Raw genomic sequence first — 15596 nt, forward strand, 5'->3', positions numbered from 1 at the left:
TTAGCATTCATTATAAGTCAGTCATGATATGCCAGAAAGAATAAGGATAAAGGACATCGCACTGAAAGCAGGAGTATCGGTAGGCACTGTGGACAGGGTCCTTCACAAAAGGCCGAATGTGTCGGAGGAAGCCAGAAGTAAAGTTGAGCAAGTACTTAGGGAGCAGAATTATGAGCCCAATATTTATGCCTCCGCTTTGGCGTATAATAAATCATACCATTTCCATGTTCTCATTCCCCGTCATGACCAAGTAGCCTATTGGGAGGAAGTGGAGTTGGGTGTGAAGAAAGCTGTAGAAGTGCGTAAGGATTTTAATGTCTCGGTGAGCGTTTGTTATTATGATCGATTTGACGATGACAAATTCCTTGTTGAGGCAATGGCTTGTATTGACGGGAAGACTGATGGAATGGTGATTGTGCCTGTAACACTGGAGCTCACAAAGCAGGTGACGGACCGATTGCACGGTGAGAGCATTCCTTTTGTCTTGCTCGATTCCTATATGCCGGATTTACACCCACTTGCATTCTTTGGTCAAGATTCTTTTGCCAGTGGCTATTTTGCCGCACGCATGTTGATGCTTTTGGCAAGGAATGAGTCGGAGATCATGCTGATGAAAATGACGAAAGGCGGCCGAATAGTTAGTAAACAGCAAGAGAACCGTGAGGTGGGTTTCCGGCATTATATGCACGATCACTTCCCTAAAACAAAGATGTGTACCTTAGAACTGCCTTTCTATGGCAATAAAGTACAATATGATGCAATCTTCGAGGATTTCTTTAAGATGAAGCCGATGATTCACCATTGTATCACTATGGGCTCTAAGGCGCACGTATTGGGCGACTTCTTGTTGCGTACTAACCGTCGTGATGTTCAGATTATGGGTTACGACATGGTAGAGAAAAATGTGGAATGTCTCAGGAAGGGAAGTATCTCTTTTCTAATCGCGCAACATGCTTATCAACAGGGCTATTTCTGTATTGACGCACTCTTTAAAGCAGTTGTTCTTAAGACTAATGTTCAGGCTGTCAATTATATGCCTATTGAGTTGTTGACACCAGAGAATGTGGACTTTTATCGTCGTTTGCAGATATGAATAAAGGTTTTCTTGCACTTTCTCCGCTCATCGTTTTTATTTCGCTTTATCTCTTGCTCAGTCTCTTAGCTGGAGATTTCAGTCGCGTTCCGATGACGGTGGTCTTTCTCTTTGCGAGCATCTATGCTGTGGCTACTTCTACGAAGTTCTCACTCAAAGAGCGTATTGACATTTACGGTCAGGGAGCTTCCACGCCAAACCTGCTTTTGATGTTGTGGATCTACGTATTGGCGGGTGCTTTTGCACAATCGGCAAAAGGAATGGGGTCTATTGATGCCACTGTAAATCTTGCTTTGGGCATACTTCCCCCCAGTATGATTCTGCCAGGGCTTTTCATTGCGGCATGTTTTATTTCTATATCGATTGGAACGAGTGTTGGTACGGTCGTAACTCTGGTACCTATAGCTGCAGGAATTGCTTCACAGACGGGAAGCAATGTGGCTTTGATGACTGCTGTTATTGTGGGTGGCGCTTATTTTGGCGACAATTTGTCATTTATATCCGATACTACAGTGGTAGCGACACAAACCTTGGAGGTGAGTATGAAAGACAAGTTCAAGGTCAACTCTTTTATTGTTGCCCCTGCTGTCATCATAGTACTTGCTATTTATGCATATATGGGTTATGGCATGCAGGCTCCTGCTCACGTTGGCCAGACGGATTTTCTAAAAGTCATTCCATATATTGCTGTACTTGTAATGGCCGTGGTTGGACTTAATGTCATGGCTGTGCTTGCTTTGGGAGTTCTACTCTGTGGGGCCATTGGCATTGTCTGTGGCTCCTACAACTTCTTTAGTTGGCTCAATGCTATGGGCAGTGGTATTATCGGTATGGGTGAACTCATCATCATTGCGATGATGGCAGGAGGAATGTTGGAGATAATTCGTGTTAATGGAGGTATTGACTATATTATAGAGAAACTTTCAGCAAGAGTACATGGGAAACGTGGTGCGCAGTTTTCTGTGGCAGCTCTTGTTAGTCTTGTTGATGTTTGCACGGCTAATAACACGGTCGCTATCCTTACAGTGGGTAATATCGCAAAGCAAATCGGTGAGAAATATGGAGTTGATCCCCGCAAGACGGCAAGTATTCTTGATACTTTCTCTTGTGCGGTACAAGGAATTATTCCTTATGGTGTACAGATGCTGCTTGCAGCAGGTCTTGCTCATGTTGAGCCGGTTGACATCGTTCCTTTCCTATACTATCCATTTGCTCTCGGCATTGCAGCATCGTTTTCAATATGGTTGCGCTACCCGAAGAGATATTCCTGATAATAGCTAAAGTATATGCAGGAGATAGACATCATCACACGTAATTTTCTCAGACTGTTGCGATCGGGTGCTTTGCAAGAGGATGAAAGTCTTGAGCCAATGTCTCATTTTAAGTGGGAAAGGCTCGGACAGATGATTCATGTACAACGAGTGGAGAGTATAGTCAGAACAGGGCTTAATCGGGTAGGAGGTGCCGTGTGGACAAATCTTCCGGAAAGCTTCATGACTGATTATTTGAGGGAGGATACCGGTGCCCCGTTTGATCTTCAACTGAGCAATCGCTTCCTGAATGCTCGTTATCATCATATCGTCAATCATGAGCTTCATGCCATTGACACCAATGTAGCCTCTCTTGATCTTTTGAAAATTATTGTTGGCACAGTTTCGACGATGCTCAATAGGGGCATCATGATGAAAGGTGTCATCGATTTGGGTTGCTATCTTCGCACTAAAGGGGACCAAGTGGATTTCGTGAAATTGGATGCTTGGCTTTCAAAGCTTCACCTGCGACGAATGGCACAGCTGCAGGGGAGTATGCTTGTTGCGGTTTTCCATTTTGAGGCAGACGAAATACCGTTCGTCCAGCATTTTGAGACTTCTGCTTACAAACTGGTTTTGCGGTCTGTCTATCATACGGCGAGTGATACTGCTGAGGAATGGCATTTCCGTCAGAGCAGAACGGGATTTGTTACGAATAACTCACAGCTTTTACGGCGCAGTCTTCGGCGTAGTCTAAGGTATCTTGTATACGCTCCCATTGAAACCGTAAGTAATTATTTCAGCAACTTTGCCCGTTCGTTACAGGAGATAGAAGAGTAACCATAAAAAAGTAATGTAAACATTCGTACGCCTCTCTATTGTATATCTGTCTCTGGGCGGTCATAGCAATTTTTATTTCATTTTGCCACAAAAGAAAACGAAGAGGAACTAATATGAAGCCATACCATTCCATATTGCTGTTTATGGCAATTGTCGCAGGTGCTATCATGAGCGGGCACTATAACTATCGTCGTGCAGAGGATGCCATTGTTGCCGACATGAACCGTGCGTTGAGCAAGACCGTGGCGCAATGCCAAGAAGAATGGATCACGCCCGACACTATCAGGGATTATCGCCGCAACCTGACCATGGCTGCCTTACGACCCTACGCCACCGTCCAATATTATGCAGTGGAGGATCAGGGGAACGGACTGCGCAGCTGTAAGATGAGATGGCGGCATAACGATTTCAACGTGCAGGGTTATGCCCATGTCTCTTTTGCGTCGGTCCTCTTGCTGTCAGACCAGCGCCTGTCCGCAGCTTTGTCCTTGTTGGCTGTAGTCTGGGGACTGTTCTCTGTCTTTCTCTTCATGCGGCAGAGAAGAGGGAAGGTGGTGCTTGGCGAGATGATGCTGTGCGAGGACGACAAGCGCTTCTACACACTGAGGCATGACGCCATACGGCTCACTCCCATGCAGAACCAACTCATGCAGATGTTCTTCCGTTCTGAGACCCATGAACTGACGAAGCAGGAGATTTGCGACTGTCTCTGGCCGAAGAAACCAGACGCCAGCGCAACGCTCTACACGCTCATCAAAAGACTAAGACCCATCATTGAAGAGCAGGGGAAACTGAAAATAGCGTCTGGACGTGGGCAAAACTACCGGTTGAGTCAGTCAGACTGATATCAACTAAACCAGTACACGTAAGATTGGTAACGTGACCACGCTTTGGTCAAGGTATGACCACGGCGTGGTCATCAAGTGACCAAGGCGTGGTCATGCAATAACAAACGGAGTAATCCTCATATTTTGCATTTTGGTGTGCAAAGTTATAAGGAAGATTCAGAGGCTACAACGGGGTAGTGCAAGAATGTTAATCATAAATGGACAGACACATCTTTGATGATTGTGCCTGTCTATTTATTGAATTTAGGATCGTGCTGCTAAGTTATCCGCAGAAGAACAGTACGCAAATCTGAGCGGTAAAGATGCGTAGGAACATTGATAACGGGTAAACAGTAGAGTAGCCGATAGCAGGGGCCTCTTTAGAGCAACTTGCGTTGGCGTATGCTAATGCAGGGGGATCAGTGTAAGTGCCGGCTATCATTCCCATGATAGTAAAGTAGTTAAACTTAAATTTCCATCTTGCGATCGGACCAATGATCAGAATGGGGATAATGGTTATGAGGAAGCCCGTGAGTACATAAAGAAGTCCGTCTCCCTGTACAACTGTATTTACGAATCCGGCTCCAGCCTTGATACCAACGCTGGCAAGGAAGAGAGCCAGTCCCATCTCACGTAGCATCATATTGGCGGAAGTTGTTGTATAAGTGACGAGTTTGATGCGATAACCGAACCTGCCAATGAGTATGGCGATAATTAAAGGACCGCCAGCAAGACCGAGCTTCAAAGGCACAGGCACCCCCGGTATAGCGATAGGAATGCTACCAAAGAGAATGCCTATGACGATACCAATAAAGATGGTGGCGATATTTGGTACGTTGAGCCTTCTGGCAGAGTTTCCCATGAGCTCCGCTACTCGGTTCACATTTTCCTCCCGGCCTACTACCATGATGCGGTCTCCGATATGGAAGTGGTGATTGCGAGAGGCAAAAAGATCCATTCCTTGTCGGGTGATGCGCGTGATGTTGACTCCATAAACAGAAGAGAAGTGCATTTTGCCAAGCGTCTTTCCATTCATCTTTGGATTCGTGACAATGATACGTTTAGAGATCATCGGTTGTGTGTCTTTTGCACTATCCCATTCAAAATCTGTCTCTGGACCTATAAAAGCTTTGATGGCTTCTGTATCGGCCTCAGCGCACACGATATGAACCTTATCGCCAACTTCAAACGTCGTATTCTTGTTGGGAATAGTTATATTGCCATTGTGGAGTAATCGGGTACAGACGATATCGCGGCCAAGGAATTCGCAAACTTGCATGAGTGTGCGGCCGGCAAGGTATGTATTGCTAACCTCAAGTGTAAGAACTTTTGGTTTAGCGTGAGGATTGGCGGCTTCTTCTGCTTCAAGCTCTTCTTCCTCTTTCTTGATGTCCGTCTTTGTAATGTAGCGGATAAGAATGGTGGCACCGATGATGCCAAGGACACCGAGAGGATAAGCACAGGCATAACCATTGGCTATTTGGGGGACCTGCCCGTTGGTGAATACTGAATTGAGAGCCTCATTAGCAGCACCGAGACCTGGCGTATTGGTTACGGCACCGAAGAGTACGCCAATCATCATGGGAAGGTTCATCTTGTTGGACGTGTCGAAGAAAATGTAATAGCACGCAAACATCACGAGGATATTAAGGAGGATTATCACCGTAGACAATCCATTGAGTGCTATGCCTCCCTTTTTGAAACTCTCGAAGAATCCAGGACCAACTTGTAAGCCGATGCAGAAGACGAACAGGATAAGTCCGAAATCTTGCAGAAAGTTAAGGATAGATGTCGGTCCGGTGAAACCTACATGCCCTGCCAAAATGCCACAGAACAAGACGAAGGTCACACCGAGAGAGATGCCTCCGATTTTTAGTTTTCCAAGCAACACTCCGCATGCTATTACGATGCCATACAGCAACACAATGTGAGCGACAGTGTCCTGTGTCGTGAAAAGATTGATAAACCAGTCCATGTCTTATAAAATAGAAAAATAATATCAATTGATGATTTGTTTTTGGATAAAGATGAAACAAGCTTGATAAAAGTTAGTGCGAAGTTACTCCTTTTTATCGTAACCATCGTTGAAAATGGTTCTTTTTCTTAAGGCTGAGAGCTTTTTACTCCATATTGTTCAAGCCACTTATCGATGATTCGCCGTGCAATGCTCAGTTTCTGTGGTATTTTCGGCAGTTGGTCATAACGAAACCATGCGCCAGTTGAGAGCTCTGAGTGTTGCAGTCTGATATTTCCCGAAGCATATTCAGCCATAAAGCCCACCATTAAGCCGCAGGGATAAGGCCAGGGCTGCGAGCCGAAATAGGTAAGATTCTTTATGGTAAGTTGAGTTTCCTCCATTACCTCTCGCTTAACAGCCTGCTCCAACGTCTCCCCTGTCTCTACAAAGCCTGCCACTAATCCATAAAAGTCGCTTTTGAAATTCTTGGCATGAACAAGCAATACCTTATTATCTTTATGGATCAATACAATGATGGCTGTGGCAAGTTGTGGCCAAATTTCTTTACCGCATTGTGTACATCGTTTGGATATGTCGGTGTGCATTTTCATAGGTGCACCACAAACGCCGCAAAACTGTGTGTTGTAATCCCAATATAGCAGTTCCTGACATTTGCCAGCCTTGAGATAAAGTTCTGTGGGGATGAGGTAGAATGATTCGCGCAAGCCTATGAAATCATAACCATCATTTCTCAAGCTTTCGGAGATTATCACTAAATGCTCAAGGTCATTGACATTGAAAGTCTTGACCTCCGTTCCATCTTCCATGGGACTGACAGTCAAGATGTGAGGCCAAGGCTGCGTCTTGACAGGTATATCCTCAGTGCAGGGAATGGTGTAACTGCCGTCAGCCTGTCGCTCGAGGAGTAGGGCGGTCTTAGAGAAAATAAAATAATAGGTCATGGATTAAAAGTGTTTGTTCCCGAAAAGCAATTGCCTATCTCTCGCAGCTGCTACGCGCGACCATTCCTCGGGTATGATTTTCCAGTTGTGGTTAGGCTGTGGGTCAAGCACTTTGAGCCGCTTTATTTCTTGCATGATGTAATATCGCTGGTCGTGGCTTGACCGCCAGATGATCCGGCTATTTAATGAATCTTTTGGAATTCCGGCCCCTTTGGTCAGTAATTCGCCACCTCCATTGGCACGGTAGCTATTGACTGCGACTCTGTACCATTTGTTAGGGTCAAAAGGCTCACCGTTACTCATCTTAAGTATCTTGACTTTTTGCCCATTGGGTCTACTCACGTCTACTGTATAATCAATACCAGCTGCAGAGTCGAAATTGAATGATAAATTTTTAAATCCCATTCTTTGGGCATCACCGTTAGTGGTACTGTCGAGAAGTAAGAGATGGTCGTCAGGTTTTTTCATAGTATTCATCCATAAGTCATAGCTCATTTCCAAGTACTTGTTGATTTCCTTTCCTTGGAGGCGCATGACATAGAGCAGGTTCTCATATTTATAAAGCTTAAACAGGTCACTCATATATACTGGCCCAGAGTGGATTGTGGCGTCGAAAGAGAGGGGAGCGTTAAAGGCTATGTCTGCCTGGGTGACTTGAAGCTCAAGATTGAGGATGAGATCGTTGAACGCAGAGTTCCCGAAATAGCTGTCAGCTGTTGTGATAGTATGCTTGAATTCTCCAATTTTCTCGCTCGTGAAGCTGTTTACTTTTTCGATATATGGCTGGAAGTGTGAGATGAAGTCTTTGTCTATAGGCTCCTTGGTAATATCTTTCAGTTGACCGTCCTTGCGGATAATCTTCCACGTACCCTTTACCTTTTCCAGTGTGACGTTGACGTCGGCTACCGTGATGGCGTTATTTGCAGGATCTATGCAGAGTACGGTGTCTCCGGCCACATTCACGACGCGATCAAGATGACGAGTATGGTCATGCCCGAAGAGCACAAGATCGAAGCCCGCGACTTCTTTTGCCACTCTCTCAGAGGCATCTTCCTCATAAGTCGGTGTAGTGATTCCTCCAGACTTTCCGGAATGGAAAAGGCCGACTACAATATCTGCTTTCTCTTTTTCCTTGATGACCTTCATCCAGTGTTTTGCCGTAGTCACCATATTGTCAAAGCGTAAACCACTCCATATATTTTCTGACAGCCAATTGGGAATAGCTGGAGTTAGCAATCCCATGACTGCTATCTTGCAACCTTGTCGCTTGATGATCGTATAGGGCCTCAGATAAGGTTGGTCTGTAGCGGTATTGACTACATTGGCACCAAGCACTGGCATATTGAGCTCAGATATCCACTTGTCGTAGACTTTGTGTCCAGGCTCCACGTCATGATTGCCAATGGTCACGGCATCATAATGGAGGTAATTGACCACCTGGGACGCGATGTTCATATCGGTAGTATCAATATAATTGGAGAAATAACTTACAGGCTGACCCTGCAAGATGTCTCCGTTGTCAAGGAGAATGATGTTTTTCCCGTATTGCTTTCGTAACTGATTTACATAGGTTGACACCCTTGCCATGCTGCCAGCCTTTGGCCTGCGCTCAAGCCAGTCATAAGGGAAGAAAGATCCATGCACATCACTTGTCTGAATAATGCGTAGCTTGAGAGTTTTCGGTTTAGCAGAGCAGAAAGCTGCTGAGAAAAGCAAGAGTGAAAAGATAAGTTTCTTCATTTTATAATGCTTCTTGATGAATTAATGTCGGATCAGTTTAATTCGATGGTCAATGCAAGTAGGCAGTTCCTCTTCGTAATGAGTCACCATGATAAGTGTCTTGTTTTGCCGCTGCATGAAAGTATCTATGACATTTTTTACAAGTACTCGGTTGCTGTTGTCAAGTCCGTGCAGAGGCTCGTCGAGAATCAGCAGCTCGGGGTCCTTGACAAATGCGCGGGCCAGCAGCACAAGGCGTTGCTCTCCACTTGAAAGTTTTAGGAAAGAAGTTTCTTCTTTGCCTTCCAGTCCGAAGATATTCATCCAGAATTGACATATAGAAATGTCATCCTTGGTGGGCTTGGTGTAGAGTCCGACAGAATCTTTCAACCCACTTACCACGATTCGTATGGCAGAAAGGTCTTTCTGGTACGCTCTGTGCATCTCGGGGGAGACGTAGCCAATGTGTTTCTTGATATCCCAGATACTTTCTCCTGTCCCTCGGGGAATACCAAAAAGGGAGATGTCACAGGCATAGCTCTGAGGATTGTCTGCACAAATAAGGCTCAAGAGTGTTGATTTGCCAGTGCCATTTTTCCCACTGAGTGCCCATCGCTCACCATTGAGTACCGTCCAGTCAAGGTCTTTCAAAATGGTACGGTTGCCATAACTGATACAGACATGGTGTAGCTTTGCCACTTCGCAGGTGTGATATTCATGATTATTATAGGGTAGGTTGATAATGGCTTTGGCCTTTCCTTCACTGAGTATGAATGGGGGGATGGATGGCTGTGAGGCGATGTAGAGGTCACGTGGCATTTTCCGGCCTACCTTCATATCTCTCACCTCCACAACGTGCGTGATGAATTGTGGAATGTCGTCCGTTTTAGAAAGGACAAGAATGATCTGTATCTTATTTTCCTTGGCGATATTGGCGAAGAGTTGCTTCAATTGTTCGCGCGTACTTGCGTCAAGACCGATGAAAGGATTGTCCATGATAAGTACGCGTGGCTGGGAAAGAAGTGTCTCCGTAAGCTTTAACTTCCGCAACTCTCCACTTGACAGTAATATGATGTGCTTGTCAAGCAATGGGCGCATTTGAAACGTGTCATAAAGTTTTTCTTTGAGTGCCTGTCGGCTGCTGTTGTCTTCGCCTGTCATGGTGTAGGCTGCATCAAGCTTGTCTTCAACGGTTGGAGTTTGATCATCAATTTCGGTTTGATTCCATCGTTGTTGAAGATAATATGCACGGTCATTGTCTCCGCCATAGGCATCGCGGAAAGTAATGTATTTGATATTGTCTGCCACGCTTTTCTTGGAGCTTGGCGTGAAATCATAAACGGGGTCCTGCATCAGCAGCGGGTGACTTCCTGTGAGAATATTGACCAACATAGTCTTTCCACCACCATTGGGTCCTACGATAGCTATGTGTTCACCGGCATTTGTCGTGAAGTTCACGGGCTCGGCCATGCGCCATGCAGGCATACGAACTACACCATCCTTAATCTGGATAATAGATCTGCACATTATTCAAAAATTATTTTATCAAGAAGAGACCGTCACATGTCATTCTGAAGTTGTTATAATATTCTTTGATGATAGCCGCTCTCTATTTTTTCTCACATAGTCTTTCCACGATCCGTAATGCATTGCGGAGGTCTCCGGAGAGGACAATTGTAGAAAGTGACAGTAAGCTGCGCCGAGTGCGTCGGTAGCATCCATAAATTTCGGCATTTCCTCCTTCTTGATCTGTAACAGTCGTTGTAACATTCCTGCCACCTGCTCTTTGGAGGCCTGTCCCTGACCAGTAATCGCCATTTTAATTTTAAGCGGCGCATATTCATGAATGGGTATGTCATGGTGGATAGCCGCCGCGATAGCTACTCCCTGTGCACGACCCAGTTTAAGCATCGACTGCACGTTTTTTCCAAAGAATGGAGCTTCGATCGCCATTTCGTCAGGTAAGTACTCGTCAATGATTCCGGTTACCCGCTCAAAAATCTTTCCCAGTCGCAGATAAGGGTCGCGTTCCCGTCTCATGTCGATGACCCCCATGGCCATGAGGGCAGCTTTGTTTCCCAGGACTCTCAACAGACCGTAACCCATTACATTGGTACCAGGATCAATGCCTAATATGATTTTCTCACCACGAATGTTATTCACAATTTTTCCCTCTTCATGAATGTGTTGCCTAATTTGTGGATAAGTTATCTGTCCAGATAAGGATTGCCCGCCACTTCGAGGCCTATAGTCGTCTCCGGTCCATGACCGGGGAGAACACGAACATTGTCGGGGAGCTGGGAAAGCATGCGCAGACTCATCACCATCAGGAACATTGATCCGCCCTCAAAATCAGTACGGCCGATGGAGCCGCGAAAAAGAGTGTCGCCGGTAAATGCCACTTTCTCATTTTCACAATAGAAAGTGAGTCCTCCAGGGGAATGACCAGGGGTTTCTAAGATAGTGAATGAATGGTTCCCGTAGTCTATGGTGTCGCTTCCGTCCAGGCATCTGCCCACCGAGACGAAGTCGTCGTCGGTCAGTCCCTCCAATCCGCAGATGGCTTGAGCCTGCTCAGGCATCCGCTTGATGAAGGTCTGATCGGCAGTAGCTACCTCAGGCTTCAGACCCCATGTGTCGAAAATGAACTTGTCGCCTAAATGGTGATCGACATGTCCGTGGGTGGCGATATTGTGCTTCGGCATTAAACCATTACTTTTTATATACTCTCTTATAGCCTCTTTTTCAGGCTCATAATATGCTCCACAATCAATGATGACACACTCCTTGCTCTCGTCACTAACTATATAGGTATTCTCGCGCAGCGGATTGCAGATAAATCTTTGGATATTTAGCATCTTCTTATTATTTTGGCAGAAAGGTCAGTACACTGGCAGATAGACTATGTTCTTCTCCTTGAACCAGTCCTCTTCGAAGAAGTCAGAGATGGGTGTTACCTGCACGATCTTGCGGAAAGGTTTCAATTCATTGTCCAATTGTCCACCTTTTAGAGTAATGATACCATTAGGCAGGGCATTATGCTGATTTTTTTTGGAAATATTCTTCCTTACTATCTTCACCATTTCAGGTAAGGTCATGACAGCTCTGGAGACAACAAAGTCGAAATCGTCTTTCTCGTCCTCACCGCGGCGGTGGACAACGCTTACATTCTTCAGGCCGATAGCCTTGACGACCTCTGTTGCCACAGTGATTTTTTTGCCGGTTCCATCGATTAACCTGAACGAGCAGTCCGGGAAAAGAATAGCGAGTGGAATCCCAGGAAAACCGCCTCCGCATCCGAAGTCAAGGATGTGTGTGCCGGGACGAAAGCGGATGACTTCGGCGATAGCAAGGGAGTGGAGGACATGGTGGAGGTAAAGGTTATCGATATCCTTTCTGGAAATGACATTGATCTTCGCATTCCAGTCACGGTAAAGTTTGTCTAAAGCGTCTATCTGCCATTGTTGCTCCTCACTGAGCCTGGAAAAATATTTTGTGATTAAATCCATAACCTGAGGGTTGTTTTTCTGCTTATTGATGCAAAGTTACTATTTTTTATCGTAACTTTGCAGCGAAAGGTTGATTTTGTAAGCATCGAAAGAAAAAAGCATCTATAATAATATGTATCAAGCAGCATTGTTTGATTTGGATGGAGTGGTAGTCAATACCGAGGCTCAATACACGGTCTTTTGGGGGCGAGTGGGGAAGCGTTATTTTCCATCTCATCCTCACTTCGCGGATGAGATTAAAGGCTCCACCCTTGTTCAAATCTATGACAAATATTTTTCAAACCAGGTTGAGACGCAATCAGTCATTACAGCAGCGCTGAATGACTTTGAAAGTGCCATGACTTACGACTATGTGCCCGGGATCACAACTTTTGTCAGTAAGCTGAAGACAGCCGGTGTGAAGACCGCAGTGGTGACGAGCAGTAATATGCAGAAAATGGAAAATGTCTATAAAGTACATCCTGAATTTAAAGACTTTTTCAACGTTATCTTGACGAGTGAGGATTTCGAGCGCAGTAAACCAGACCCGGATTGTTATCTGAAGGCTGCGGAACGATTTGGCTTACAGCCGAATCAGTGTGTTGGTTTCGAGGATAGCATCAATGGGTTGAAAGCCGTTAGGCGTGCCGGATTGTACTGTGTAGGACTTGCCACGACTAATTCTGAAGAGGTCGTAGCCAAATATGCTGACATCGTGGTCCGCGACTATTTGCCTTCTGAAAACAAGACAGCTCAAGAAAGATACAATAAAATGAGCTCTCTTTTCGTTCTCTGATATGACTTTCGAGAAGAATCTTCTTAAGGACCAGTTGACCTGATTATGAGAAAAACCATCCATCTTTTGTTGTCGTCTCTTGTCGTCGCCTTGTTGTATGGCTGTGCCGACGACAGTGTTTTTACGGCTTCTAAGACAGACCAACTCTCTTTTTCCACCGATACACTGAAGCTTGACACGGTGTTTAGTAATGTCCCGTCGTCGGCGAGGTCTATGTGGATCTATAACAAGTCGGGCAATGGACTTCTTTGTGATGTCAGGCAGGAGAATGGAGGCACATCTGGATTCAGGGTGAATGTCGATGGCATCTACCTCGGTGAGGCAAATCAATGGCAGGTATCCCAACTGGAATTGAGGAATAAGGATAGCTTGAGAATCTATGTAGAGGTAACCTTGCCAACAGCTTCGCAATCTGCTCCTCAACAGAAAGAGGATTTTCTCACCTTTACTTTGCAGAATGGAACGGAGCAGAAGATATGTCTTAACGCGTGGGCATGGAATGCCGAACTGCTGCATGGTCTCACAGTTACTAAAGACACTACGATCAGCAGTGCTACGCCCATTGTCATCTATGATGGATTGAAAGTGGATAGCGGCGCAGTGCTCTCAATAGCAGCAGGCACCACGCTCTATTTCCATAACAATGCCGGTGTTTCTGTTTATGGTCGGTTGCTCTGTCAGGGAGTCGCGGGAAATAATGTCGTCATGCGGGGGGATCGCATTGACCGTATGCTTGGTGACCTGCCTTACGACCGTACCCCTGGACAATGGCAGGGCATCCGATTCTTCCCTTCATCGTTTGGCAATCGACTGTTGCATGCTGACATTCACGGCACCTTCAATGGTGTGGTGGCTGATTCTTCTGATCTTGACAAAGAGAAGATTCTCATCAGCCATTCGACCATCCATAATTGTCAGGGAGTAGGGCTGAAGGTGTCTCACGCAGATGCATCAATTATTAACTCTCAGATAACGAATACGCTGGGTGATTGTGTCAGTATTGATGGTGGCATTGTAGATATCAACAGTTCTACCATTGCACAATTTTATCCCTTTGACAGCGGACGGGGAGTTGCCTTCTATGCCGATGTCAGCAAAGATCTGAGAAGACTTCACGTCAACAATTCTCTCATCACGGGTTATGCGGATCGAGTTGTTGACTTGACTATCAGCGATTCACTTGCTGACTGGCGGTTCAGTCACAGTATATTGCGGATGCAGGAGCCGGTATTGGCCGATAGTACAAGATTCGTGGATGTTGTGTTTGAAAACCTTAAGGATACGACCACGATGGGGAAGAGCCAGTTTAAACTGATAAATATAGACAAACTGATATATGACTTTCATCTGAAAGAGACATCGGCGGCTGTCGACAAGGCAGACGCTTCCACCTCTCCAGTCGATGACCATGACGGGAACGTAAGAGATGATAAGCCGGATATTGGTGCATACGAAACCGATAAACACAAGGCCAAATGAACAGATTACATTTTGAGAGCAGCTATGACTCTTGCTCGTTTGATGAGCTTACAGACAATGAAAAGCTTCTTGTAGAAAAAGCGCGCGTGGCTACCCGAAACTCTTATGCGCCTTATAGCAATTTCCATGTGGGGGCAGCGGTCTTATTGAAGAACGGACAGGTGGTTGTCGGTGCCAATCAGGAGAATGCCGCCTTTCCTTCAGGGCTTTGCGCTGAACGCACGGCAGTGTTTGCGGCTCAGGCCAATTACCCTGATCAGCCTATCGTGATGCTCGCCATTGCAGCAAGCGATGCCAAGGGACTGCGTGAGATGCCTGTTTCGCCGTGTGGCTCCTGCCGCCAGGTCATTCTGCAGATAGAGTCTCGATACCACCAACCGGTTGAAATCCTGCTTTCGGGGACCAGTCGTATTTATCGTTTTGAATCGATCAGAGACTTACTGCCCCTGTCGTTCGTAGACGAAGATTTGCAAGTTGAGCCGTAATCGCATTGCCTTTACACTGTAATCGCATTGCCTTTACACTGTAATCGCATTGCCTTTACACTGTAATCGCGTTACCCTTACACCGTAGACACACCGTGCCTGTACCGTAAAGGTATTGCGGCTATCATAAATCAGATTTCATCGAGTTTCTTTCTTTTGTCGCCCTGAAGCTTCTTAAACTGACTGGTGGTCATCCCAGTGACAGCCTTGAACTGGCTTGAAAGATAAGCTACACTTGAATAATTCAGTTTCAGCGCGATCTGTGACAGAGTGAGCTCTCTGTAGGTCAGCAATTCCTTGACCCGCTCTATTCTTATCTCCATGTAGTATCTTTCAATCGTTTTGGAAGCGTATTCGGAAAAAAGCTTGGATAGAGAGGAATAGTCTTGCCTTAACTTGTCGGAAATGAAATCGGAGATATTGACGGTGGAATAATTGTCATTGTAGTGTACAAGCTCAATGATTGCCTTTTTTATCAGCTCTATCGTGCGCTTGTTTTGGTCGTCAAGCAATTCAAACCCTATAGCTTGCAGGCCTTTCTTGAGCTGTTCCCGTTGCTCATCGCTCAATGAGCCGTTGATATCTGCACTGCCAAGCCTGACATCGACCGGATCCAATCCCAGCTTTCTGAGTGTCTTGTCCACAGCCATGATACACCGGTCGCAGACCATGTTTTTCACATAGATGGTTGAGATCATAT

The 15596-nt window shown here is 45.7% G+C and carries 15 protein-coding genes; 7 read left to right on the forward strand and 8 right to left on the reverse strand.

Features of this window, described 5'->3' with window-relative positions:
- The first annotated feature begins 28 nt into the window (after positions 1-28).
- From PREMU_RS05915 to PREMU_RS05930, 4 genes are all read left to right on the forward strand, one after another.
- Positions 29-1093 carry a LacI family DNA-binding transcriptional regulator gene (locus PREMU_RS05915; protein ID WP_007573876.1) on the forward strand — a complete coding sequence of 355 codons (1065 nt, stop codon included), beginning with the start codon at positions 29-31 and terminating at the stop codon, positions 1091-1093.
- A complete protein-coding gene (locus PREMU_RS05920; protein WP_007573877.1) occupies positions 1090-2364 on the forward strand; it encodes a Na+/H+ antiporter NhaC family protein in 1275 nt (424 codons plus the stop codon). The genes PREMU_RS05915 and PREMU_RS05920 overlap by 4 nt, the downstream gene beginning before the upstream one ends.
- Before the next feature lie 15 nt (positions 2365-2379).
- Positions 2380-3183, forward strand: coding sequence for a hypothetical protein (locus PREMU_RS05925; RefSeq protein WP_007573878.1), 804 nt, complete (start codon positions 2380-2382; stop codon positions 3181-3183).
- Positions 3184-3296: 113 nt separating this feature from the next.
- Positions 3297-4028: a helix-turn-helix domain-containing protein gene (locus PREMU_RS05930; RefSeq protein WP_007573880.1), complete on the forward strand. Its 732-nt coding sequence runs from the start codon at positions 3297-3299 to the stop codon at positions 4026-4028.
- Between the two features lie 265 nt (positions 4029-4293).
- On the opposite strand, the gene PREMU_RS05935 is transcribed toward PREMU_RS05930, so the two are convergent.
- The 7 genes from PREMU_RS05935 to rsmG all read right to left on the reverse strand — a co-directional run bounded on the left by PREMU_RS05935 (position 4294) and on the right by rsmG (position 12157).
- Positions 4294-5985: a putative transporter gene (locus tag PREMU_RS05935; RefSeq protein ID WP_007573882.1), complete on the reverse strand. Its 1692-nt coding sequence runs from the start codon at positions 5983-5985 to the stop codon at positions 4294-4296.
- Between the two features lie 128 nt (positions 5986-6113).
- Positions 6114-6929, reverse strand: coding sequence for an NAD(+) diphosphatase (gene nudC, locus PREMU_RS05940; protein WP_007573884.1), 816 nt, complete (start codon positions 6927-6929; stop codon positions 6114-6116).
- Positions 6930-6932: 3 nt separating this feature from the next.
- Positions 6933-8669 carry a bifunctional metallophosphatase/5'-nucleotidase gene (locus PREMU_RS05945; protein WP_007573885.1) on the reverse strand — a complete coding sequence of 579 codons (1737 nt, stop codon included), beginning with the start codon at positions 8667-8669 and terminating at the stop codon, positions 6933-6935.
- Positions 8670-8690: 21 nt separating this feature from the next.
- Entirely contained in the window at positions 8691-10175 is a 1485-nt protein-coding gene (locus tag PREMU_RS05950) for an ATP-binding cassette domain-containing protein (RefSeq protein WP_007573886.1), read from the reverse strand.
- Between the two features lie 39 nt (positions 10176-10214).
- Complete coding sequence (gene ruvC, locus PREMU_RS05955; RefSeq protein ID WP_040558685.1) at positions 10215-10802, reverse strand: crossover junction endodeoxyribonuclease RuvC; 588 nt, start codon at positions 10800-10802, stop codon at positions 10215-10217.
- 53 nt (positions 10803-10855) lie between these two features.
- The gene (locus PREMU_RS05960; RefSeq protein WP_007573888.1) at positions 10856-11506 is read right to left on the reverse strand and encodes an MBL fold metallo-hydrolase; all 651 of its coding nucleotides are present in this window, start codon (positions 11504-11506) and stop codon (positions 10856-10858) included.
- 24 nt (positions 11507-11530) lie between these two features.
- The gene (rsmG, locus tag PREMU_RS05965; protein ID WP_007573889.1) at positions 11531-12157 is read right to left on the reverse strand and encodes a 16S rRNA (guanine(527)-N(7))-methyltransferase RsmG; all 627 of its coding nucleotides are present in this window, start codon (positions 12155-12157) and stop codon (positions 11531-11533) included.
- Between the two features lie 112 nt (positions 12158-12269).
- On the opposite strand from rsmG, the gene PREMU_RS05970 reads away from it, so the two are divergent.
- The 3 genes from PREMU_RS05970 to cdd are packed head-to-tail and all read left to right on the forward strand — an operon-like array spanning position 12270 to position 14896.
- Positions 12270-12932 carry an HAD family hydrolase gene (locus PREMU_RS05970; RefSeq protein WP_007573890.1) on the forward strand — a complete coding sequence of 221 codons (663 nt, stop codon included), beginning with the start codon at positions 12270-12272 and terminating at the stop codon, positions 12930-12932.
- A 45-nt stretch (positions 12933-12977) separates the two neighbouring features.
- Positions 12978-14411, forward strand: coding sequence for a choice-of-anchor Q domain-containing protein (locus tag PREMU_RS05975; RefSeq protein ID WP_040558062.1), 1434 nt, complete (start codon positions 12978-12980; stop codon positions 14409-14411).
- Positions 14408-14896: a cytidine deaminase gene (cdd, locus tag PREMU_RS05980; RefSeq protein ID WP_007573893.1), complete on the forward strand. Its 489-nt coding sequence runs from the start codon at positions 14408-14410 to the stop codon at positions 14894-14896. The genes PREMU_RS05975 and cdd overlap by 4 nt, the downstream gene beginning before the upstream one ends.
- 131 nt (positions 14897-15027) lie before the next feature.
- Here cdd and PREMU_RS05985 read toward each other — a convergent pair whose 3' ends face one another.
- Positions 15028-15594, reverse strand: a complete 567-nt coding sequence (locus tag PREMU_RS05985; RefSeq protein ID WP_007573894.1) for an AraC family transcriptional regulator — start codon at positions 15592-15594, stop codon at positions 15028-15030.
- Positions 15595-15596 lie beyond the last annotated feature (2 nt).

The sequence above is a fragment of the Hallella multisaccharivorax DSM 17128 genome (assembly GCF_000218235.1).
GTDB classification, from domain to species: domain Bacteria; phylum Bacteroidota; class Bacteroidia; order Bacteroidales; family Bacteroidaceae; genus Prevotella; species Prevotella multisaccharivorax.